This is a genomic window from Novilysobacter longmucuonensis, assembly GCF_046600735.1.
Taxonomy (GTDB): Bacteria; Pseudomonadota; Gammaproteobacteria; order Xanthomonadales; family Xanthomonadaceae; genus Novilysobacter_A; species Novilysobacter_A longmucuonensis.
In genome coordinates, this window is record NZ_JBJMAW010000004.1 from 193,626 (window position 1) to 212,478 (window position 18,853).

Sequence of the window (18,853 nt, forward strand, 5' to 3'; positions counted from 1 at the left end):
AATCGACCGTGCACCTGCGTCCGTGTGCCTGCTCCGTCTATCGGCGCTGGGCGATGTGACCCATGTCGTGCCGCTGGTGCGAACGCTGCGGGCCCACTGGCCACACGTCCGGCTGGCCTGGGTGATCGGCAAGGGCGAGCATCGGCTGCTGGCCGGGCTGGAGGGGGTCGAGTTCATCGAGTACGACAAGCACAGCGGACTGGCCGGCATGCGCGCGCTGCGCCGCGAGCTGCGCGACAGGCGGCTTCACCAGGGTCGGTTCGATGCGCTGCTGCAGATGCAGGTCGCGGCGCGCGCCAACCTGCTGTCGGCGTTCGTTCCGGCCCGGCGGCGGATCGGCTACGACCGCGCGCGCGCCCGGGACGGCCACGGCCTTTTCATCAACGAGCGCATTCCGGCAAGGCCCGGCATCCATGTGCTCGATGCGATCGGCAGCTTCTGCGAGCCGCTGGGTCTGCGACAGACCACCGTCGCCTGGGACCTGCCGGTGCCGGAGGCGGCCCGCGAGTGGGCGCGCGCACAGTGGCCCGACGACGGCACACCGACCCTGCTGGTCTCGCCCTGTTCGAGCCACGTGCTGCGCAACTGGCGCGCCGAGCGCTACGCCGCGGTCGCAGCGCATGCGGCCGCTCGCAGCTGGCGCGTGGTGCTGTGCGGCGGGCGCAGCGAGCTGGAACGCGCGACGGCCGACCGCATACTCGCCGCCATGCCGGGCCCGGCGCTGGACCTGGTCGGCAAGGACACGCTCAAGCAGCTGCCGGCGCTGCTCGAACGCGGCCAACTGCTGATGACGCCGGACTCCGGCCCGATGCATATCGCCAACGCCATGGGCACCGCTGTGCTGGGCCTGCACGCGGCCAGCAACCCCGCGCGCAGCGGGCCGTACAGCGACCGGCGCTACTGCGTGGACCGCTACGACGATGCCGCGCGCAAATACCTGGGCAAACCGGCGGGCGAGCTCCGGTGGGGCCGCAAAATCGAGCACGAAGGCGTGATGGACCTGATCACGGTGGCGGACGCGGTCGCCGCGTTCGAACGCTACCTCACCGACCACCGCTGAGGGCGGCGCACGGTCAGGCAGGCATACTCGCCAAGGCCTTCGCCGCGCCGCATCACATCAATCCACATCAACAAACGGGAGTGCTTCATGGCCGCATGGTTCACGGTGGTCGCGCCGTTCCTGCCCGACATCATTCAGATGGCGAAACCGATCTTCACCCGGAGCCGGAATCCGGACAAGGCACCGGACCTGGTGCCGCAGCAGATCATCGAGCTGCAGGACGCGGCGGCGCAGAATGCCGAATCGATCAGACTGCTGGCCGAGGAGGTGCAGAAGACCATCGCCTCGCTGCAGCAGGCCTCGGTCGAGCTGGACCGCAAGCTCGGCACACTGGAGCGGCAACTCAGTCGCGCCGAGCGGCTGTCGCTGGTGGCGGTCACCGCGGCGTTGCTGGGTTTCGCCGTGGCCGCCTACGCGCTGGCGAGCTGACCGGCCGGTAGAGCCGAGTCTGCTCGGCTGCATCGGCCCGGTAGAGCCGAGCTTGCTCGGCTGCGTCGTTGCCAGGGACAGCCGAGCAAGCTCGGCAGCGTCGTTGCCCAAGGCAGCCGAGCAAGCTCGGCTCTACGGGCGGTGGGCGCCCGATGCCGCGTCAGGGCGTGTCGCCGCCCTTGTAGTCCTCGTAGGACTTTTCCTCGACGTAGGCCGAGCCCAGCGCAGTGTTTATCTCGCGCTTGATGCGCGCACGTTCGTCGTTCTCGAAATAGACGCTGCGGGCGAGGCGGATGAAATCGGCGTCGAAGGCCTGCTGTTTTTCCTGCACCCGGATGTCGTCCTCGATCACCCACAGGCGTTCGTTGACCGCCTTGAGCTCGGCGCGCAGGCGCACGATATCGTGGCCGGCGGCGGGATGGGCCATCCAGGTTTTCTCGAGCGCCGACAGCTCGTTGCGGACGTTGGAGAGTTTGGCGGGGTCGTGCATGCGCTCGGACTTGATCTGCAGGATCGCGATCTTGTCGAGCAGTTCGCCGAAGGACACCGGGACCAGGATTTCGGACATGACGCAGCCGTTCAGTCGGGGGAGACCGACAGTGTAACGGCCCGTTCGAGCGCCTTGTCGAGCCGCCAACGCCCCCGTATCATTGCCGGCTGGGCCGCCCCGTGCGGGCGCTCGATCGGACGCCGACGATGGAACCGCGGCCGATGGGCAGGTCCAGTCACCGGAGAGGTGGCAGAGTGGTCGAATGTACCTGACTCGAAATCAGGCAGGCGTTTATAGCGCCTCGGGGGTTCGAATCCCCCCCTCTCCGCCAGATACGCACAGCGCCCCGCAAGGGGCGTTTTGCGTATCTGCAAAGGCCCGCAGGTACGCAAGCCGAGCTTCCCCCGGGCGCAGTCCATCACGGCGCTCGCGCCTCCCGGATCGCCCATTTGTCCACCATATCCGGCGCAACGCCCCACTTGCGACGGTTTTTGCGTATCCCCTAGGAGAGGCCGGGCTGCGCCGCTTCACACCTCGCCCACGGCCGCCCGCCCCCCGATGATTTCGTTTATCTTCTGATGATGAATGGACCCGACGACGCGACCGGCATGATGGCCCCATGATCGAATTCGGACACCTCACGCACCCCGGCCTGCGCCGCGACCTGAATGAGGACACCTACTACGGTGACAGTGAGCTGGGGCTCTGGCTGGTGGCCGATGGCATGGGCGGGCATGAGTACGGTGAGGTCGCCAGCGCACTGGCCCGCGATGCGATCGTCCGCGAAATCCGCGACGGCACCCCGCTGGTGCAGGCGATCCGGATCGCCGACGAGGAGATCATCCGCACCTCCAAGCGCCGCAACGAAGCCTTGCCGATGGGCACCACGGTGGTCGCCGCGCGCATCAGCGGCAGCCGTTTCGAGGTCGCCTGGGTCGGCGACAGCCGCGTGTATCTGTGGCGCGATGGGCAACTGGCCCAGTTGTCGCAGGACCACAGCTACGTGCAAGAGCTGATCGCCACCGGCGCGATCACCCACGAGCAGGCCCGCAGCCATCCGCACCGCAATGTGGTCACCCAGGCGCTGGGCGTGACCGACCCGCGCAATCTCAACGTCGAAGCGATGACCGGGGAGCTCAAGCCCGGCATGCAATTGCTGCTGTGCAGCGACGGGCTGACCGAGGAAGTGGAGGACCGCAGCATCGCGCGCGTGCTCAGCCACCAGGATTGCAGCGCGCAGGAATGCGTCGATTCACTGATCGCCGCGGCGCTGGACGGCGGCGGTTCGGACAATGTCACCGTGGTGCTGGTCCGCAGCCACTGAGGCGGGCGAGGCGGGCCTGGTTGAAGCCGCGACCGGATGGCTCAGGCCGGCACCAGTTCAACCGGATCGGGCGCGATGTCCCAGACCGCGCGGCCGGCTTTCCTGCGCAGTGCTGCCAGGCGCGCCTCGTGCGCGAGCTGCTCTTCTGGTGCGACCACCACCTGCGGCCGCGGGCGTCCTGGATCGAGCTGGAACTGCACGGCCTCGACCACCTCGGCACCGGCCTCGGCGCTGCCGAACCCGATCTCGTCCTGGCCCGAGGTCAGACCGATGTAGACCTCGGCCAGCAACTGCGCGTCGAGCAGCGCGCCGTGCAATTGGCGGTGCGTGTTGTCGACCCCGAGCCGCCTGCACAATGCGTCCAGTGAATTGCGCTGGCCGGGATAGCGGTGGCGCGCCAGCAGCAGTGAATCCTCGATCCTGCAGCGGTCGGCCAGGCAGCCGTACGAAGCGCCGGCCAGGCGCAGCTCGTTGTCGAGGAAGCCGACGTCGAAGGCGGCATTGTGGATCACCAGCTCCGCGCCTTCGATGAAGCCGAGGAACTCGTCGACGACCTCGGCAAAGCCCGGTTTGTCGGCGAGAAACTCCAGAGTCAGCCCGGTCACCTCCTGCGCGCCCGGTTCGAATTCGCAGTCCGGACGCAGGTAGCGCTGGAAGGTACGGCCGGTGGGGCGGCGCTCGACGAACTCGACGCAGCCGATCTCGACCACGCGGTTGCCGCGTTCCCAGCTCAGGCCGGTGGTTTCGGTATCCAGGATGACTTGGCGCATGCGGGCAGTGTAAGCGGCCGCGACGGGCGGCGGTGAGTCGGCCGCTGCGCGGCCTGCAAGGGGGAAGTCGCCGGCTACGCCGTCTGCAAGTGGAGCAGCGGCAACCGCGGCCTTACCGGCATTCAAACGTGCGCAGCACGCAACTTGACCGCCTCGTTGCGCGCCAGCACGTCGACCCGCTCGTTGTCGGGGTCGCCCGAGTGGCCCTTGACCCACTTCCACTCGATCGCGTGCCGCTGCGTCGCCAGGTGCAACCGTTCCCACAGATCGCGGTTCTTGACCGGCGCGCCGGCGGCGGTGCGCCAGTTGCGGCGCACCCAGTTGGGCATCCATTCGGTGATGCCCTTGCGCACGTACTGCGAGTCGGTGTGCAGGGTGATGCTGCACGGTTCACTGAGCGTTTCCAGCGCCATGATCGCGCCCATCAGCTCCATCCGGTTGTTGGTGGTGGCCGGATCGCCTCCGGCCAGCTCGCGCTCACGGCCCTTGCAGCGCAGCAGCGCGCCCCAGCCGCCGGGGCCGGGATTGCCGAGGCACGCGCCGTCGGTATGGATCTCCACGATTTTCCTTTCCACGATGCTCGGTTGCTCGTTCGTCAATGCCGCATTATCGCCGCCAGCGCAGGCGGCGCGACAGCTCAGCCGGTCTGCAGCCGCAGTTTGTGCAGGGGCGAGGGCGGAATCGCGGCATGGACGCGCTTGCCGACGGTGATCGCCATCGCCGCGCGCGACAGGTCCGCCGCGGCAACTCCGGCACCGGTCCGGTCGATCCGCCAGCGCGGGCCCAGCCACTGCACGTGGACGGTGGCGGCAGCGAAACCGGCATGGCGCAGTCGTGCCTGCCACGCGCCGGGCCCGCGCGCGCGCAGCCCGCTGCGCCACCAGCGGCCGCGGTAGGGACTCCACGGATTGAGCGTCGACAGCCACAGGGTGCCGCCCGGTGCGAGCACGCGGGCACATTCACCGAAAAGCGGCGCGGGATCGAGCCCGTCGTCGAACACGTGCTGCAGCAACACCGCGCCGAAGGTCTCGCTCGCCAGCGGCCACGGCAGGCGGCAGCGCAGGGCTCCGGCGAAACCGTCGCCATGGCGATGCAGCAGCACCCCGCGCGGCCGGGCCAGGTCCGGACCGGCCGCCGGCCCCGGCCCGATCCACGCCCACGGCAATGCCGGCACGCCGGCCAGCACGCGGTCCATCGCCTTGCGCTCGGCCGCAAGCAGGCCGCATCCAGCCGGGCTGGCGAACCAGTCCAGCGGGTCGGTCTGGCTGACGGTTACGTGGGCGGGTCCGTTGATGCTCATTGTTGACGGTGAGGGGAGCGCGCGGGCATGGTCACGGTGCCGTGGGAAGCCCGTGGCGGGAGATCCGAAACGATTCCACCGCAGCGGCAACTGCCGGCGGACCCACACTGGGAGTGTCGCATCATGCATCTGCAGGCCCTGCCCGCCTTCGACGACAACTATATCTGGACCGTCTCGGCCGATGACGGCGGTGCGCTGATCGTCGATCCCGGCCAGGCCTCGCCGGTGTTCACCGCCGCCGAGCAGGGCCTGCGACCGGTGGCGGTGCTGTTGACCCACCACCACGAGGACCACATCGGCGGCACGCCGGCCCTGCTGCAGCGCTGGCCGGATTTGCCGGTCTACGCGCCGGTCGACGACCGGATCAGCACGGCCACCGAGCGCGTGCGCGACGGCGACCGGCTGCAGATCGGCCCCTGGTCGCTGGACGTGCTCGCGGTGCCAGGCCATACCCGCAGCCACGTCGCGTTCCATCTGGTCGACGCCTCCGGCGAAGGACTGCTGTTCTGCGGCGACACCTTGTTCAGCCTGGGCTGCGGCCGCCTGTTCGAAGGCACGCCGGCCCAGATGCACGGCTCGCTGTCGCGGCTGGCGGCTCTGCCCGACCGCACCGCGGTCTGCTGCGGGCATGAGTACACGCTGTCCAACGCGGCGTTCGCGTGCGTGGTCGAACCCGACAACCAGGCGCTACGGCAGCGTGTCGAGGAGGTTCGCACCCTGCGCGGCGCCGGCCGCCCCTCACTGCCGGTCACCCTCGCCGAGGAACGCGCAGGCAATCCGTTCCTGCGCACCGACTGCCCCGCGGTTATCGCCGCGGTCCATGCGCGGCTGGGGCGGCCACCGCGCGATGCGGTGGAGACGCTCGCCGAGCTGCGGCGCTGGAAAGACGGGTTTCGCGCATGAGGCGCCTGCTCGCGGTCGCGTGCCTGTGCTTCGCCGCCGCGGTACCGGCGTGGGCCGGCAGCGCACCTGCACCTGCGACCGACGCCGCGTCTGCCCCGATCGCGGACGCCGACCACCGCAGCGGCCGCGAGATCTACCGCAATTTCCAGGACGGCCTCGCCAACCGGGACTGCGGTGCCGACGTCAGCACGCGCTGGCGCAGCCACTTCGCGACCGTGCCGACACGGCTGGCCGAGCCCGGCGACGAGTTGTTGCCGCTGTTCGGCTACGTGGTCGATCAACTGCGCGCGTCCAGCCTGCCGACCGAATACGCGCTGATCCCGTTCGTGGAGAGCGGCTACCAGCCCGGCGCGCGCAGCCCCTCCGGCCCGGCCGGGATGTGGCAGATGATCACCCGCACCGCCCGCAACCACCGCATCGCGATCGACGCCGGCTACGACGGGCGGCTGTCGCCGGTCGATTCGACCCGCGCCGCGGTGCGCTACCTGAAGACGCTGCACGGCATGTTCGCCGGCGACTGGCGCCTGGCGGCGATGGCCTACAACGCCGGCGAGTACCGCATCTTCGGCGCGCTCAAGCGCGGCGGTCAGCTCGCCCGCGACGCGCGGCCGGCCGAGCTGCCGGGGCTGCCGCGCATCACCCACGCGTACGTTCGCAAGATCCATGCGCTGTCGTGCCTGCTGCTGCAGGCCGGGGCACGCGAGGAGTGGTTGCAGGCGCTCGAGCGCCCGGTGCCGCGGCTGGAGGCGGTCGAGGTGCCGCTCGAGATCGACCGGATCGCGCAGTTCGCCGAGCTTGCCGGCCAGGACGCCGGCCGCCTGCAGCGGCTCAACCCCGCGTTCCGCAAGGGCCGGATCCGCCGGACCGGCGCTGCCCCGGCACAGCTGCTCGCCGCCGCCGGGACCGGGTTGACCGCGACCCACTCCGCGCTGATTGCCGCCTCCACTCCGGCGTCCCTACGGAGCGGCTCAACTGCGGCCGCGCCCGCGCCGCCGGAGTCACCGCGTCGACACACCGTGGTGCGCGGCGACAACCCCTGGACGATCGCGCGGCGCTACGGAATCCGACTGGGCGACCTGCTCCAGCGCAACGGGCTCGCGGTCGGCAGCGTGCTGCAGCCGGGCAAGGTGCTCACCATCGATGCCCAGGCCGGCGCCGCGGAGTGAGACGTGATTGGCCGCCGCCCGGCGCGCAGGGCAAACTAGCGTCTTTGCCCCGGCCGCCGCGGCCGCCGCTCACTATCGAGGTAGCACCCCATGGGTTTCCTGCAAGGCAAGCGCGCACTGATCACCGGCATCGCCAGCCAGCGTTCGATCGCCAGCGGCATCGCCGAGGCGATGCACCGCGAAGGCGCCGAACTGGCCTTCACCTATCAGAACGAGAAGCTGCAATCGCGGGTGGAGAAAGCGGCGGCCGAGTGCGGCAGCAAGATCGTGCTGCCGCTGGACGTGAGCGATGACACCCAGATCGCCCGCTGCTTCGAGCAACTGGGCCAGCACTGGGACGGCTTCGACATCCTGGTGCATGCGATCGCCTTCGCCCCGCGCGAGGCCATCGCCGGGCAGTTCCTCGACGGCCTGACACGCGAGAACTTCGCGATCGCCCACGACGTCTCGGCCTACTCACTGGCCGCGATGGCCAAGGCCGCGCGCCCGATGATGGCCGCGCGCAACGGTTCGATCCTGACCCTGACCTATCTCGGCGCCGAGCGCGCGCTCGCCGGCTACAACGTCATGGGCGTGGCCAAGGCCAGCCTGGAGGCGACGGTCCGATACCTGGCCTACAACCTCGGCCCGGAAGGCACCCGTGTCAACGCGATCTCGGCCGGCCCGATCAAGACTCTGGCCGCGGCCGGCATCGCCGGTTTCCGCAAGATCCTCGGCCACGTCGAGGAGAACGCCCCGCTGCGCCGCACGGTGACCATCGATGACGTCGGCAATGTCGCCGCGTTCCTGTGCTCGGACCTGGCCAGCGGCGTGACCGGCGAGGTGACCTATGTCGATGCCGGCTACAACATCCTCGGGATGACCGGGATCGGCGAGGAGTGAGGCCGTAAGTCGGCCGATGTTGCTGCGCAGTAAGTCGGCCGCTGCGCGGCCAGTGAGCTTCGGAGGCTGGGCCGACAAGCCCAGCACTCCGGCAAGACCGCTCAAGTCGCCAAGAAGCTGGGCTTGTCAGCCCAGCCTACGGTGCTCCTTCGCGCTCTTGCTTACCGTTTACAGCGCCGAAGGCGCGACTCACAGGCCGCGCAGCGGCCGACTTGCCGAATCAAAGATTGGCCTCATTGACGGTAATTTCCATGCGCTGGCGCAACGCGCTGACCAGCGCGCGCATGTCGTCCATGCCCGCGACTTGACCAATCTGCTGCTGCAGCATTTCGCGCTGCTGATCATCGATCGTGCTGGCATCACCCGGGGTCACGGCGCTGACCGTGAACAGCACGATGCGGCCGTCCGACAGCGCCGCCTTGCCCGGGGTGACCTCGCCCTCGGCTGGCGTGGCGGCGGCGAAAATCGCCTCGGTCACCGACGGCTCCGGCAGCGGCGCGCCGCGCGGCAGGTTCGGCACCGACTGCGGCGGCGGCAGTTCCTCGGCGGTGGCGATCGCCTCCAGCGTCTCGCCCTCGCGCAGCCGCACCAGCAGTGCATCGGCCTCGGCGATAACGGCCTCGCGCGCGCGCTCGGCCCGGATCGCGGCAATCACCTGCTCGCGGACCTGGGGCAACGGCTGCGTGCGCTCGGGGGTGTGTTCCACCACGCGGATGACGACGCTCCGGCCGGGTTCGATCTCGATCAGGTCGCTGGCCGTACCGTCCTGGATCAGCGTGTCGGAAAACGCCGCGCGCCTGACAGCCGGCGTGGCTGCGATGCCGTCTCCCGCGCCCGCCGGAGCGTCGCGGTAGATCGGCCCCACCGTCTGCACCGGCAGGTTCATCTCGCGCGCGGCCGGTGCCAGCGAGGACGGATTGCGGTAGATCAGGTCGACCAATTCACCGGAATATTCGTTGAAGGCGCGCTCGCGATCCTCCTGCGCCTGCTCGATCGCCAGTGCTTCACGCGCGTCCTCGAAACTCTCCTGCGTGCCGGCGTTGATCTCGCGCAACTGGATGACGTGCCAGCCGAAGTCGGTCCGGACCGGATCGCTGATCTGACCGGCTTCCATCGCGAACAGCGCGTCTTCGAACGCGCCCTCCATCATTCCCGAACTGATCCAGCCGAGATTGCCGCCACCGGCGCTGGAGCCGGGGTCGTCGCTGCTGGCCTGCGCCAGTGCCGCGAAATCCGCATCGGGCGACCGCGCCTGCTCGGCGAGCTGCGCGGCCTCGGCCTGCGCGGCCTGCTCGGCCGCCGCGTCGGCGTCGTCCTCGACCTGCACCAGGATATGCGAGGCCAGGCGCTCTTCCTGCGCGGCCGACCGCGCCTGGCGCTGCTCGAAGCGCTCACGCAGCACGGCCTCGTCGGCCGCCGGCGGCGCCGGCATCGCACTGGCGTCGAGTTCGACATACTCCAGCGTCACCGACTCGGGGGCGCGGTAGTCCTCGGTGTGGCTGTCGTACCAGGCCTGGATCTCGGCGCCGCCGACCGCCGCGTCAGCGACATCGGGCTCCGGCAGCATCAGCGCACTGACATCGCGCGTCTCACCCATCAGCCGCGCCAGGCGGTCCATTTCCGAGGCAGTGACGAAACTGCTGCCGGCCACGCCGGTGCCGGCCAGGGTCTGCAGCAGATTCTCGCGCACGAACTGCTCGAACTGGCGCGGCGACTGCGCCGGCACCTGCGAGGCCAGGGTGAGCTGGTAGCGGTCGGCATCGAAGCGGCCGTCGACCTGGAAGCCCGGGATCTCCTGGATCGCGTCGCGCACCATCGCATCGCTGACGGCGACCTCGCCATTGCGCGCGGCCAGCGCCTGCACCTTCTGGTCGATCAGCCCTTCGAGGATGAGGCGCTTGTTGTCGGCGCTTTCGAACCCGCGAGCATCGAACGCTTCACCCTGCTGCGCGCGCTGCTCCTGGCGGACCTGCTCGAGGCGGTTGCGGTACTCGGTGACGGTCACCTCTTCGCGCTCCCAGAACATGGACACCGGCCACCACGACGGCGCCGAGGTCCACCAGGCCGGCGGCGCCTCGACCTGGGCCACCGAGTTGTCGGTGCCCTGCACCATGTACTGATCGAGGCCGAAGAGGGCGAAGGGCACGATCAGGATCACGAGGATCGCGGTGCCAATCAAGCCGGTCGTCTTTTCGCGGATTTTCAGCAGCATGTTCGGATCGCGTCGGTACGGAAGCCGCACAGTTTAACGCGCTTCAACGCCCTCGGCCCGTGCGGCGGGGGGCTGCGACATGGCCGCGGCCGAGCGCTGCGTTTCTGGGCGCGCGAGGCGTTGGCTCCGAAGTGCCTCCAGTGCGCCGGCCAGATGGCCCTGAGCACTTGCAGGCGTCCGGGCCCGCAACCCGCGGTGGCGGTAGGGCACTGGACAAAAAAAGGCGCCGTCACCGGCGCCTTTCGTGAAGCAGAACTGGCGGAGCGGACGGGACTCGAACCCGCGACCTCCGGCGTGACAGGCCAGCATTCTAACCAACTGAACTACCGCTCCAGAATTTCGAGGCAATGATTGAACGCGGACGCGTCCGCACTGCTCTCACTTAAAGCAAAGGCGCCGGAAATGCTCCCGGCGCCCCTGGTGTTACTGGCGGAGTGGACGGGACTCGAACCCGCGACCTCCGGCGTGACAGGCCAGCATTCTAACCAACTGAACTACCACTCCACGTCTAGAACGAACACGTTGCAAACTGACACGTTGGAACAAACATCTTGGAACCGAACATCCTGAACGAGCAACCCGCCGATGCCGACGGGTGTAGCGGCGAGGTGCTGGTGGTGGGTGCTGAGGGTTTCGAACCCCCGACCCTCTCCGTGTAAAGGAGACGCTCTACCGCTGAGCTAAGCACCCTCGCTTCTACAAAGCATGTCGCTTTTGCGAGCCGCCGCCGACGCATTCGCGTCGCCGGCCGAGCTGCTTAGTTTACGGCATCCTTGAGCGCCTTACCAGCCTTGAACGCCGGATTCTTCGAGGCCTTGATCTTGATGGCTTCACCGGTCTTGGGGTTGCGACCTTGGCGCGCGGCGCGCTTGCGCACCTGGAAGGTGCCGAAGCCGACGAGGGTCACGGTGTCGCCCTTCTTCAGCGCCTTGGTGATGACACCGACCATCGCGTCGACGGCATTGGCGGCATCGGTCTTGGACAGCTCGGCGGCGTCGGCGACGGCACCAACAAAATCAGCCTTATTCATTCGTATGGACTCCCTGTGCGGCAGTGCCGCAATGTTCTGAGAATCGCCGGGCCCCGCGCACGGGACGACCCGCCGATCGATTGACCGCACCACCTGCTTGCTGCAGCCGTAGTGCGGTTGCCCTCGTTATACCAGCGGGATTTTGGGGGCGCAAGCCTGAAAGCCAGCAATGACGCGGGTTTCAGCGAATCAGGGCAGATTTGGACACGTGCCGTCGCTCAATGCTTGACACCTGCCTGCGCCGCCGGCGTCTTGCCGCGACGCACCGGTACCTCGGCCTGCCCCGAAACCGGCGCGGGCGACAGCGGCCGTTCGAGCGCGATGTCGAGCACTTCGTCGATCCACTTGGCGGTCACAATCTTCAGCCCGTCGGTCACCGCCTTGGGCAGGTCGACCAGATCCTTCGCGTTTTCCTCCGGAATGATCACCGTGCGGATGCCGCCGCGCAGTGCCGCCAGCAGCTTTTCTTTGAGCCCGCCGATCGGCAGCACGCGGCCGCGCAGGGTGATCTCGCCGGTCATCGCCACCTCGGCCTTGACCGGGTTCTTGGTCAACATCGACACCAGCGCGGTGGCCATCGCGATGCCTGCGCTCGGCCCGTCCTTAGGCGTCGCGCCTTCGGGCACGTGCACATGCACGTCGTGCTTGTGCAGGAATTCCAGATCGATACCGAGCCGCTCGGTGCGCGCGCGCACCACCGACAGCGCGGCCGATGCCGACTCCTTCATCACCTCGCCGAGTTGGCCGGTCAACAGCAGTTGCCCCTTGCCAGGCACCAGGGTGGTCTCGACCTGCAGCAGGTCGCCACCGACCTCGGTCCAGGCCAGGCCGGTGACCAGCCCGATCTCGTTCTCTTCCTCGGCGCGGCCGAAGTCGAAGCGGCGCACGCCCAGGTACTTGTCGAGGTTCTTGGAGTTGATGCTGAGCGCGCCCTTCTTTGCCGCGCCCTTCTTCGGCGGCCCGGCCAGTGCGACTTCCTTGACCACCTTGCGGCAGATCTTGGAGATCTCGCGCTCCAGGTTGCGCACGCCCGATTCGCGCGTGTAATAGCGCACGATGTCGCGCACCGCGCCCTCGGCGATCTTGATCTCGTCGGGCTTGAGCCCGTTGGCCTTGATCTGCTTGGGCAGCAGGTAGCGCATGGCGATGTTGAGCTTCTCCTCCTCGGTGTAACCGGGGATGCGGATCACTTCCATGCGGTCCAGCAGCGGGCCCGGGATATTGAGCGAGTTCGCGGTCGCCACGAACATCACCTCCGACAGGTCCAGGTCGACCTCGAGGTAGTGGTCGTTGAACGAGTCGTTCTGCTCCGGGTCGAGCACCTCGAGCATCGCCGAGGACGGGTCGCCGCGGAAATCCATCGACATCTTGTCGATCTCGTCGAGCATGAACAGCGGGTTGCGGGTGCCGACCTTGTTGAGGTTCTGCACCACCCGGCCCGGCATCGAGCCGACGTAGGTGCGGCGGTGGCCGCGGATCTCGGCCTCGTCGCGCACCCCGCCCAGGCTCATGCGCACGAACTTGCGGTTGGTCGCCTTGGCGATCGACTGGCCCAGCGAGGTCTTGCCTACGCCCGGCGGGCCGACCAGGCACAGGATCGCGCCTTTCATGTTCTTGACCCGGGTATGCACGGCCAGGTACTCGAGAATGCGTTCCTTGACCTTCTCAAGGCCGAAGTGGTCGGCATCGAGCACGTCCTGCGCGGCCCTCAGGTCCTTGCGGATCTTGCTGCGCTTCTTCCACGGCACGCCCAGCACCCAGTCCAGGTAGTTGCGCACCACCGCGGCCTCGGCCGACATCGGCGACATCTGCTTGAGCTTGTTGAGCTCGTTGCGCGCCTTGGTCTCGACCGGCTTGGGCATGCCGGCCTCGGCGATCTTGCGGGTCAGCTCCTCGATGTCGTTGGGCGCATCGTCGCTGTCTCCGAGCTCCTTCTGGATCGCCTTCATCTGCTCGTTGAGGTAGTACTCGCGCTGGCTCTTCTCCATCTGCGATTTGACCCGCCCGCGGATGCGCTTCTCCAGCATCTGCACGTCCATCTCGCCATCGACCAGGCCGACCAGCTGCTCCAGCCGGGTGCCGAGCTCGTGCGTTTCCAGCAGCTTCTGCTTGTCGCCGATACGCACGCCCAGGTGCGCGGCGATGGTGTCGGCCAGGCGGCCGGGATCGTCGATCCCGGACAAGGTCTGCATCAGCTCCGGCGGCAGCTTGCGGTTGCTCTTGACGTACTGCTCGAACAAGCCCATCAGCGAGCGGGTGATGGCCTCCAGTTCGCGCTCATCGCGGTCGAGCACGGGGTCGACGATCTCGGCGTGGCCGGCTAGCGCACCGGCGCGTTCGGCGACATGGCTCAGGTCCACCCGCGCCACGCCTTCGACCAGCACCTTGATGGTGCCGTCGGGTAATTTCAGCAGCTGCAGCACGTGCGCCAGCGTGCCGACGCCGTACAGGTCGCGGGCCTGGGGGTCGTCGGTCTCGGCCGATTTCTGCGCGACCAGCAGGATGCGCTTGTCCGACTCCATCGCCAGGTCGAGCGCGCGGATCGACTTGTCGCGACCGACGAACAGCGGAATCACCATGTGCGGAAAGACGACAACGTCGCGCAGCGGCAGTACCGGCAGGGCGAAGGTGTCGGATTCGATGTGTTCGGTCATGGTCGTGCTCCGAAGCGGGAGCCGGGCACCAACGCGCCCGTCTCGGAAAGTCAGAAAGGTGCGTGCGGCGGCCCTGGGCTCGGTTATGGGGGTCCACGCCGATGGATGCAAGCGGTGTGCCCGGCCGGCTGGCACCGCAGCACGCGGCCGATCCGTTGACAGTCAGCACCTTGCCCTGCGCAGTGGCAAAGTCGCGTCAATTCGCCGCAGCTCGCTGCATTCAGGGGCGCGTTACAGGGGACACTGCCGCGTCGGCAGCATCGCGTCATGACTAGCCGGCCGCTGTTGTTGGCCGGCGCGCGCCGGTTCAGTCGCCCGAGGCTGCCTTGGGCACGGCGGCCGGCGGCGACTGATAGATCAGGTACGGCTCGGTCTTGTGGTCGATGACCGATTCGTCGACCACCACCTTGCTGACGTTCTCCAGCGAGGGCAGGTCGTACATCGTGTCCAGCAGAACCGATTCGACGATGGTCCGCAGCCCGCGCGCGCCGGTCTTGCGCTTGAGCGCCTTGCGCGCGATCGCAACTAGGGCGTCGTGGCGGAACTCCAGTTCGACCCCCTCCATGTCGAACAGCTTCTTGAACTGCTTGGTGATCGCGTTCTTGGGCTCGGTCAGGATGGTGACCATCGCCGCCTCGTCCAGCTCCTCCAGCGTGGCGACCACCGGCAGGCGGCCGACGAACTCGGGGATCAGGCCGAACTTGATCAGGTCTTCGGGCTCGACCCCGGCGAGGATTTTGCCAACCTCAAGCTTGCGCTCGCTGCTCTTGACCTTAGCGCCGAAGCCAATCCCGCCGGCTTCGGTGCTGCGCTGCTGGATGATCTTGTCGAGCCCGGCGAACGCGCCGCCGACCACGAACAGGATGTTGCGGGTGTCGACCTGCAGGAACTCCTGCTGCGGGTGCTTGCGCCCACCCTGTGGCGGCACGCTGGCGACGGTGCCTTCGATCAGCTTCAGCAGCGCCTGCTGCACGCCCTCGCCGGACACGTCGCGGGTGATCGAGGGGTTGTCGGACTTGCGCGAGATCTTGTCGATCTCGTCGATGTAGACGATGCCCTGCTGCGCCTTGTCGACATCGTAGTCGCACTTCTGCAGCAGCTTCTGGATGATGTTCTCGACATCTTCACCGACGTAGCCCGCTTCGGTCAGCGTGGTCGCGTCGGCCATCGTGAACGGCACGTTGAGCATGCGCGCCAGGGTCTCGGCCAGCAAGGTCTTGCCCGACCCGGTCGGCCCGACCAGCAGGATGTTGGACTTGGCCAGCTCGACGTCGTCGTTCTTCTGGCGGCTCTCGATGCGCTTGTAGTGGTTGTACACCGCGACCGCCAGCGTGCGCTTGGCGCGCGCCTGGCCGATGACGTACTGGTCCAGCACCTCGAGGATCTCCTTGGGCTTGGGCAGGTGGCTGCGGGCCGACTGCGCCTTTTCCTCGAGCTCCTCGCGGATGATGTCGTTGCACAGCTCCACGCATTCATCACAGATGAACACGCTCGGACCCGCGATCAGCTTGCGCACCTCGTGCTGGCTTTTCCCGCAGAACGAGCAATAAAGGATCTTGTTGCTGTCGCCCGTGCTGCGGCCCTGTCGGTCGTCGCTCATGCTTGTGCCCAAATGGTGCTGGTATCGCGAACCCGCCCTGCGCAGGCGCGTTCCAGTGTCCGTGCCTGCAGTTCGGCCCGAGAATAGCACAGCGATCCGGCCCGGCTCCGGACCCGATCGCTGGAACTAAATGTCTTTATGTTCAAACAGTTACAAAGAAAGATGCGAATCAACCCGGCTGGACCGATTCGTCCGGGCGACGCTCGAGCACCTCGTCCACCAGGCCGTATTCACGCGAGGCTTCGGCGCTCTTGAAGTTGTCGCGCTCGGTGTCGCGCGCGATCGTCTCCAGCGACTGGCCGGTGTGCGTGGACAGGATCTCGTTGAGCTTCTGCTTCAGCGACAGGATCTCGCGGGCGTGGATCTCGATGTCGGAGGCCTGGCCCTGGAAGCCGCCCAGCGGCTGGTGGATCATCACCCGCGAGTTCGGCAGCGCATAGCGCTTGCCCTTGGCCCCGGCAGCCAGCAGCAGCGCGCCCATGCTGGCGGCCTGGCCGACGCAGATCGTGCTCACGTCCGGCTTGATGTACTGCATGGTGTCGTACACCGCCATGCCCGCGGTGACCACGCCGCCGGGCGAATTGATGTACAGGCTGATGTCCTTCTCGGGGTTGTCGGCCTCCAGGAACAGCATCTGCGCGACGATGACGTTCGCCATGTGGTCGTCGATGCCGCCGACCATGAAGATCACCCGCTCCTTGAGCAGGCGCGAATAGATGTCGTACGCGCGCTCGCCGCGGCTGGTCTGTTCGACCACCATCGGCACGAGGTTCAGGGCTTGGGTTCGGTTGTCCATCAGTGCGGCACCTGTGGCTGACGTGGTTTGCAATGCGATCGACTTGGGGCCGATCGGACGGTGTCGCAAGAGCTGCAGAGCAAACCCGTCCGCGAAAGACGCAAGGGACGCAAAAGAACTACGAGATTGCCTTGCTGTTTTTTGCGACCTTTGCGCTCTTTGCGGACCATCTGGGCTCTACTGCCGGATCGCCTCGCTGAACGACATCGGCTGCTCGGTGTGCTGGGCGCGTTCGGCGATCCAGTCGATCACCTGCTCCTCCATCACCCGGTTCTGCAGGCCGGACATCAGCTGGGCGTCGTTGCGGTAGAGCTCGATCACCTGCTGCGGCTCTTCGTAGGTCGAGGCGATCAGCTTGAGGGTCTCGGTGACGCGCGCCGGCTCGAGCTTGAGCTCGTTGCGGCGCGCTACCTCACCGACCAGCAGGCCGACGAGTACCCGTTTACGAGCCGGCTCGATGAACGACTGGTGGGCATCAGCCGGCAGCTCGCCGATCTGGCGGCCCTGGCGGCGCGCCTGCTCGACGGCCTGGCGGGCCATGTCGCCGGCCTCGTTCTCGACCAGCTTCGGCGGCATCTCGACCTGCTCGTACGCGGCAATCAGCTGCTCGCCGACTTCACGGCGCAGCCGGGTCATCAGCGCGCCCTTGAGTTCGCGCTCCAGGTTGGTGCGGATGTCGGCGCGGAACTGCTCGGCGTCACCGCTCTTGATGCCGAAGCTCTTGATGAAATCGGCATCGACCTCCGGCAGCACCGGCTCGGAGACCTTGGTCGCCTTTAGGTGCACCTGGACCTTGCGGCCGGCGAACTGCTGCACGCGCCAGTCGGCCGGGAACTCGACCTCCGCCTCCTTCTCCTCGCCGGCCTTGAGGCCAGCCATGAGGCTTTCGATCGCCGGCAACATGCCGCCCGAACCGAGCACCGATGCACCGCGCTCCACGCCCTCGGCCGGAATGCGCTCGTCGCCGGCCTGGGACCAGGTTTCGATCTCGACCGCGTCGCCTTCCTGCGCGGCACGATCGACCGGGTTCCAGGTGCGGCGCTGCATCCGGAGGTTCTCGATCATCGCGTCGATGTCGCTGTCGCTGACTTCCGCGGTGTGGCGGACCACGGTGAGCTTGGCCACGTCGATCTCGCCGAAGTCCGGCACCACCTCGAAGGTGGCGACATAGGCCAGCGCTTCGGCAGCCTCGGCGGCCGGCTCGATCCGCGGGTTGCCGGCGATCTGCAGCGACTCCTGCCGCACCGCGCTGCGGAACTCCTCGCGCAGCATGCCATCGAGGATCTCGGCGCGGACCTGCTGGCCGTAGCGCTGCTCAATGACCTTGGTCGGCACCTTGCCGGGACGGAACCCCTTGATCTTGGCGCCGCGCGCGATCTCGCGCAGGCGGCCGCCGACCTGGATCTCCAGGCGCTCGGCCGGAAGGCTGAAGGTCATACGGCGTTCGAGGTTACCGAGCGATTCGACCGAAACTTGCATATCCACTCCTGCCACCGCGGCGAGCGGCCGCGGCACGATGTTGATGATCTGGTGTTGATGATCTGGCCGACCGGTCGGACAAACCTGCGACCGCCGCGGCGGAACGTACTAGTTTGGCCGATTCCTGCCGGCGCCGCCAGTTGTGCGCTGCCCGGCCGTGCGTGCGTGCTTGCCCGAAGAGAAAAGTCAACCTCGACGGGATGGTACGGCGCTCGCGAACGCTCGTTGGATCGGCCGGGCTATTGGTTCTCTGCCTGGGTTGGTGCGAAAGGCGGGACTCGAACCCGCACGAGGTCACCCTCACTGGCACCTAAAGCCAGGGCGTCTACCAATTCCGCCACTTTCGCGCTGCCGCTGGAGCCGTCCGGTGCGCCGCGGAGCATTCTAGGGCCGCGACCGCGCCAGCGCGAGATCGCAACGGGCCTGTAGGAGCGGCTTCAGCCGCGATCGGCATGCCAGGCCGCTGGTCCGGTTGCGGTTCGCTTTTTACGGAGGACTTTTACGGAGGCAAAAAAAAGCGCCTCGGATTGCTCCTAAGCGCTTGATTCAACTGGTGGGCCGTCAAGGATTCGAACCTTGGACCTATTGATTAAGAGTCAACTGCTCTACCAACTGAGCTAACGGCCCGCTATGCGCAAAATTGTAGCAAATAACTTTGTTGCAAAGAATGCTGGGGTGGAAGACGGGATTTGAACCCGCGACCCCCGGAATCACAATCCGGTGCTCTAACCAACTGAGCTACATCCACCATCGATCGG

At 67.4% G+C, this 18,853-nt stretch carries 16 protein-coding genes and 7 tRNA genes; 7 read left to right on the forward strand and 16 right to left on the reverse strand.

The genetic code is table 11. The annotated features are described in order from the left end of the window. Window position 1 precedes the first annotated feature (1 nt). Together ACJQWM_RS06470 and ACJQWM_RS06475 are read left to right on the forward strand one after the other, a co-directional pair. A complete protein-coding gene (locus tag ACJQWM_RS06470; protein WP_332704560.1) occupies window positions 2-1,060 on the forward strand; it encodes a glycosyltransferase family 9 protein in 1,059 nt (352 codons plus the stop codon). An 87-nt stretch (window positions 1,061-1,147) separates the two neighbouring features. After that, on the forward strand, window positions 1,148-1,489 hold the full coding sequence (locus tag ACJQWM_RS06475) for a hypothetical protein (RefSeq protein ID WP_332704522.1): 342 nt from the start codon (window positions 1,148-1,150) through the stop codon (window positions 1,487-1,489). 160 nt (window positions 1,490-1,649) lie between these two features. Here the strand turns inward: ACJQWM_RS06475 and ACJQWM_RS06480 are convergent, their stop codons facing one another. Further along, window positions 1,650-2,057 (reverse strand): DUF6165 family protein, encoded by a 408-nt coding sequence (locus ACJQWM_RS06480; protein WP_332704524.1) that lies wholly within the window; start codon window positions 2,055-2,057, stop codon window positions 1,650-1,652. A gap of 162 nt (window positions 2,058-2,219) precedes the next feature. Here ACJQWM_RS06480 and ACJQWM_RS06485 point away from each other — a divergent pair. Beyond that, window positions 2,220-2,310: transfer RNA gene (locus tag ACJQWM_RS06485), tRNA-Ser, on the forward strand. 288 nt (window positions 2,311-2,598) lie between these two features. After that, a complete protein-coding gene (locus ACJQWM_RS06490) occupies window positions 2,599-3,303 on the forward strand; it encodes a PP2C family protein-serine/threonine phosphatase (RefSeq protein WP_332704526.1) in 705 nt (234 codons plus the stop codon). A gap of 41 nt (window positions 3,304-3,344) precedes the next feature. On the opposite strand, the gene dnaQ is transcribed toward ACJQWM_RS06490, so the two are convergent. The 3 genes from dnaQ to ACJQWM_RS06505 form a co-directional block, all read right to left on the reverse strand. Further along, window positions 3,345-4,073, reverse strand: coding sequence for a DNA polymerase III subunit epsilon (gene dnaQ, locus ACJQWM_RS06495; protein WP_332704528.1), 729 nt, complete (start codon window positions 4,071-4,073; stop codon window positions 3,345-3,347). A gap of 122 nt (window positions 4,074-4,195) precedes the next feature. Beyond that, window positions 4,196-4,648, reverse strand: a complete 453-nt coding sequence (gene rnhA / locus ACJQWM_RS06500) for a ribonuclease HI (protein WP_332704562.1) — start codon at window positions 4,646-4,648, stop codon at window positions 4,196-4,198. A gap of 62 nt (window positions 4,649-4,710) precedes the next feature. Then, window positions 4,711-5,373: a methyltransferase domain-containing protein gene (locus tag ACJQWM_RS06505; RefSeq protein WP_332704530.1), complete on the reverse strand. Its 663-nt coding sequence runs from the start codon at window positions 5,371-5,373 to the stop codon at window positions 4,711-4,713. A 123-nt stretch (window positions 5,374-5,496) separates the two neighbouring features. Here ACJQWM_RS06505 and gloB point away from each other — a divergent pair, with 123 nt between their 5' ends. The 3 genes from gloB (at window position 5,497) to ACJQWM_RS06520 (ending at window position 8,324) form a co-directional block, all read left to right on the forward strand. Next, window positions 5,497-6,276, forward strand: coding sequence for a hydroxyacylglutathione hydrolase (gloB, locus tag ACJQWM_RS06510; RefSeq protein ID WP_332704532.1), 780 nt, complete (start codon window positions 5,497-5,499; stop codon window positions 6,274-6,276). Next, on the forward strand, window positions 6,273-7,442 hold the full coding sequence (locus tag ACJQWM_RS06515; protein ID WP_332704534.1) for a lytic transglycosylase domain-containing protein: 1,170 nt from the start codon (window positions 6,273-6,275) through the stop codon (window positions 7,440-7,442). The genes gloB and ACJQWM_RS06515 overlap by 4 nt, the downstream gene beginning before the upstream one ends. Before the next feature lie 90 nt (window positions 7,443-7,532). Beyond that, window positions 7,533-8,324: an enoyl-ACP reductase FabI gene (locus ACJQWM_RS06520; protein WP_332704536.1), complete on the forward strand. Its 792-nt coding sequence runs from the start codon at window positions 7,533-7,535 to the stop codon at window positions 8,322-8,324. Between the two features lie 220 nt (window positions 8,325-8,544). Here ACJQWM_RS06520 and ACJQWM_RS06525 read toward each other — a convergent pair whose 3' ends face one another. From ACJQWM_RS06525 to ACJQWM_RS06580, 12 genes are all read right to left on the reverse strand, one after another. Further along, complete coding sequence (locus tag ACJQWM_RS06525; protein ID WP_332704538.1) at window positions 8,545-10,536, reverse strand: peptidyl-prolyl cis-trans isomerase; 1,992 nt, start codon at window positions 10,534-10,536, stop codon at window positions 8,545-8,547. 256 nt (window positions 10,537-10,792) lie between these two features. Next, window positions 10,793-10,869: transfer RNA gene (locus ACJQWM_RS06530), tRNA-Asp, on the reverse strand. 94 nt (window positions 10,870-10,963) lie between these two features. Further along, a tRNA-Asp gene (locus ACJQWM_RS06535) sits at window positions 10,964-11,040 on the reverse strand. 111 nt (window positions 11,041-11,151) lie between these two features. Further along, window positions 11,152-11,226, reverse strand: a tRNA-Val gene (locus ACJQWM_RS06540). 67 nt (window positions 11,227-11,293) lie between these two features. After that, window positions 11,294-11,566, reverse strand: coding sequence for a non-specific DNA-binding protein Hbs (gene hbs, locus ACJQWM_RS06545; RefSeq protein ID WP_332704540.1), 273 nt, complete (start codon window positions 11,564-11,566; stop codon window positions 11,294-11,296). Window positions 11,567-11,784: 218 nt separating this feature from the next. After that, window positions 11,785-14,220 carry an endopeptidase La gene (gene lon, locus ACJQWM_RS06550; RefSeq protein ID WP_332704542.1) on the reverse strand — a complete coding sequence of 812 codons (2,436 nt, stop codon included), beginning with the start codon at window positions 14,218-14,220 and terminating at the stop codon, window positions 11,785-11,787. Window positions 14,221-14,527: 307 nt separating this feature from the next. Further along, window positions 14,528-15,820 carry an ATP-dependent Clp protease ATP-binding subunit ClpX gene (gene clpX / locus ACJQWM_RS06555; protein ID WP_332704544.1) on the reverse strand — a complete coding sequence of 431 codons (1,293 nt, stop codon included), beginning with the start codon at window positions 15,818-15,820 and terminating at the stop codon, window positions 14,528-14,530. Window positions 15,821-15,989: 169 nt separating this feature from the next. Further along, entirely contained in the window at window positions 15,990-16,616 is a 627-nt protein-coding gene (gene clpP / locus ACJQWM_RS06560) for an ATP-dependent Clp endopeptidase proteolytic subunit ClpP (RefSeq protein WP_332704546.1), read from the reverse strand. Window positions 16,617-16,793: 177 nt separating this feature from the next. Further along, window positions 16,794-18,095 carry a trigger factor gene (gene tig / locus ACJQWM_RS06565; RefSeq protein ID WP_332704548.1) on the reverse strand — a complete coding sequence of 434 codons (1,302 nt, stop codon included), beginning with the start codon at window positions 18,093-18,095 and terminating at the stop codon, window positions 16,794-16,796. Window positions 18,096-18,355: 260 nt separating this feature from the next. Continuing rightward, a tRNA-Leu gene (locus tag ACJQWM_RS06570) sits at window positions 18,356-18,442 on the reverse strand. Between the two features lie 204 nt (window positions 18,443-18,646). Beyond that, a tRNA-Lys gene (locus ACJQWM_RS06575) sits at window positions 18,647-18,722 on the reverse strand. A 44-nt stretch (window positions 18,723-18,766) separates the two neighbouring features. Further along, window positions 18,767-18,843 (reverse strand) — tRNA-His (locus ACJQWM_RS06580). Window positions 18,844-18,853: the final 10 nt, after the last annotated feature.

What these genes read in the sequence shown, in the direction of transcription:
- ACJQWM_RS06525 (WP_332704538.1), bottom strand. Translation starts at nt 10,536, where the DNA reads ATGCTGCTGAAAATCCGCGAAAAGACGACCGGCTTGATTGGCACCGCG.
- clpP (WP_332704546.1), bottom strand. Translation starts at nt 16,616, where the DNA reads ATGGACAACCGAACCCAAGCCCTGAACCTCGTGCCGATGGTGGTCGAA.
- hbs (WP_332704540.1), bottom strand. Translation starts at nt 11,566, where the DNA reads ATGAATAAGGCTGATTTTGTTGGTGCCGTCGCCGACGCCGCCGAGCTG.
- ACJQWM_RS06505 (WP_332704530.1), bottom strand. Translation starts at nt 5,373, where the DNA reads ATGAGCATCAACGGACCCGCCCACGTAACCGTCAGCCAGACCGACCCG.
- clpX (WP_332704544.1), bottom strand. Translation starts at nt 15,820, where the DNA reads ATGAGCGACGACCGACAGGGCCGCAGCACGGGCGACAGCAACAAGATC.
- tig (WP_332704548.1), bottom strand. Translation starts at nt 18,095, where the DNA reads ATGCAAGTTTCGGTCGAATCGCTCGGTAACCTCGAACGCCGTATGACC.
- ACJQWM_RS06480 (WP_332704524.1), bottom strand. Translation starts at nt 2,057, where the DNA reads ATGTCCGAAATCCTGGTCCCGGTGTCCTTCGGCGAACTGCTCGACAAG.
- ACJQWM_RS06490 (WP_332704526.1), top strand. Translation starts at nt 2,599, where the DNA reads ATGATCGAATTCGGACACCTCACGCACCCCGGCCTGCGCCGCGACCTG.
- dnaQ (WP_332704528.1), bottom strand. Translation starts at nt 4,073, where the DNA reads ATGCGCCAAGTCATCCTGGATACCGAAACCACCGGCCTGAGCTGGGAA.
- ACJQWM_RS06475 (WP_332704522.1), top strand. Translation starts at nt 1,148, where the DNA reads ATGGCCGCATGGTTCACGGTGGTCGCGCCGTTCCTGCCCGACATCATT.
- ACJQWM_RS06515 (WP_332704534.1), top strand. Translation starts at nt 6,273, where the DNA reads ATGAGGCGCCTGCTCGCGGTCGCGTGCCTGTGCTTCGCCGCCGCGGTA.
- lon (WP_332704542.1), bottom strand. Translation starts at nt 14,220, where the DNA reads ATGACCGAACACATCGAATCCGACACCTTCGCCCTGCCGGTACTGCCG.
- gloB (WP_332704532.1), top strand. Translation starts at nt 5,497, where the DNA reads ATGCATCTGCAGGCCCTGCCCGCCTTCGACGACAACTATATCTGGACC.
- ACJQWM_RS06520 (WP_332704536.1), top strand. Translation starts at nt 7,533, where the DNA reads ATGGGTTTCCTGCAAGGCAAGCGCGCACTGATCACCGGCATCGCCAGC.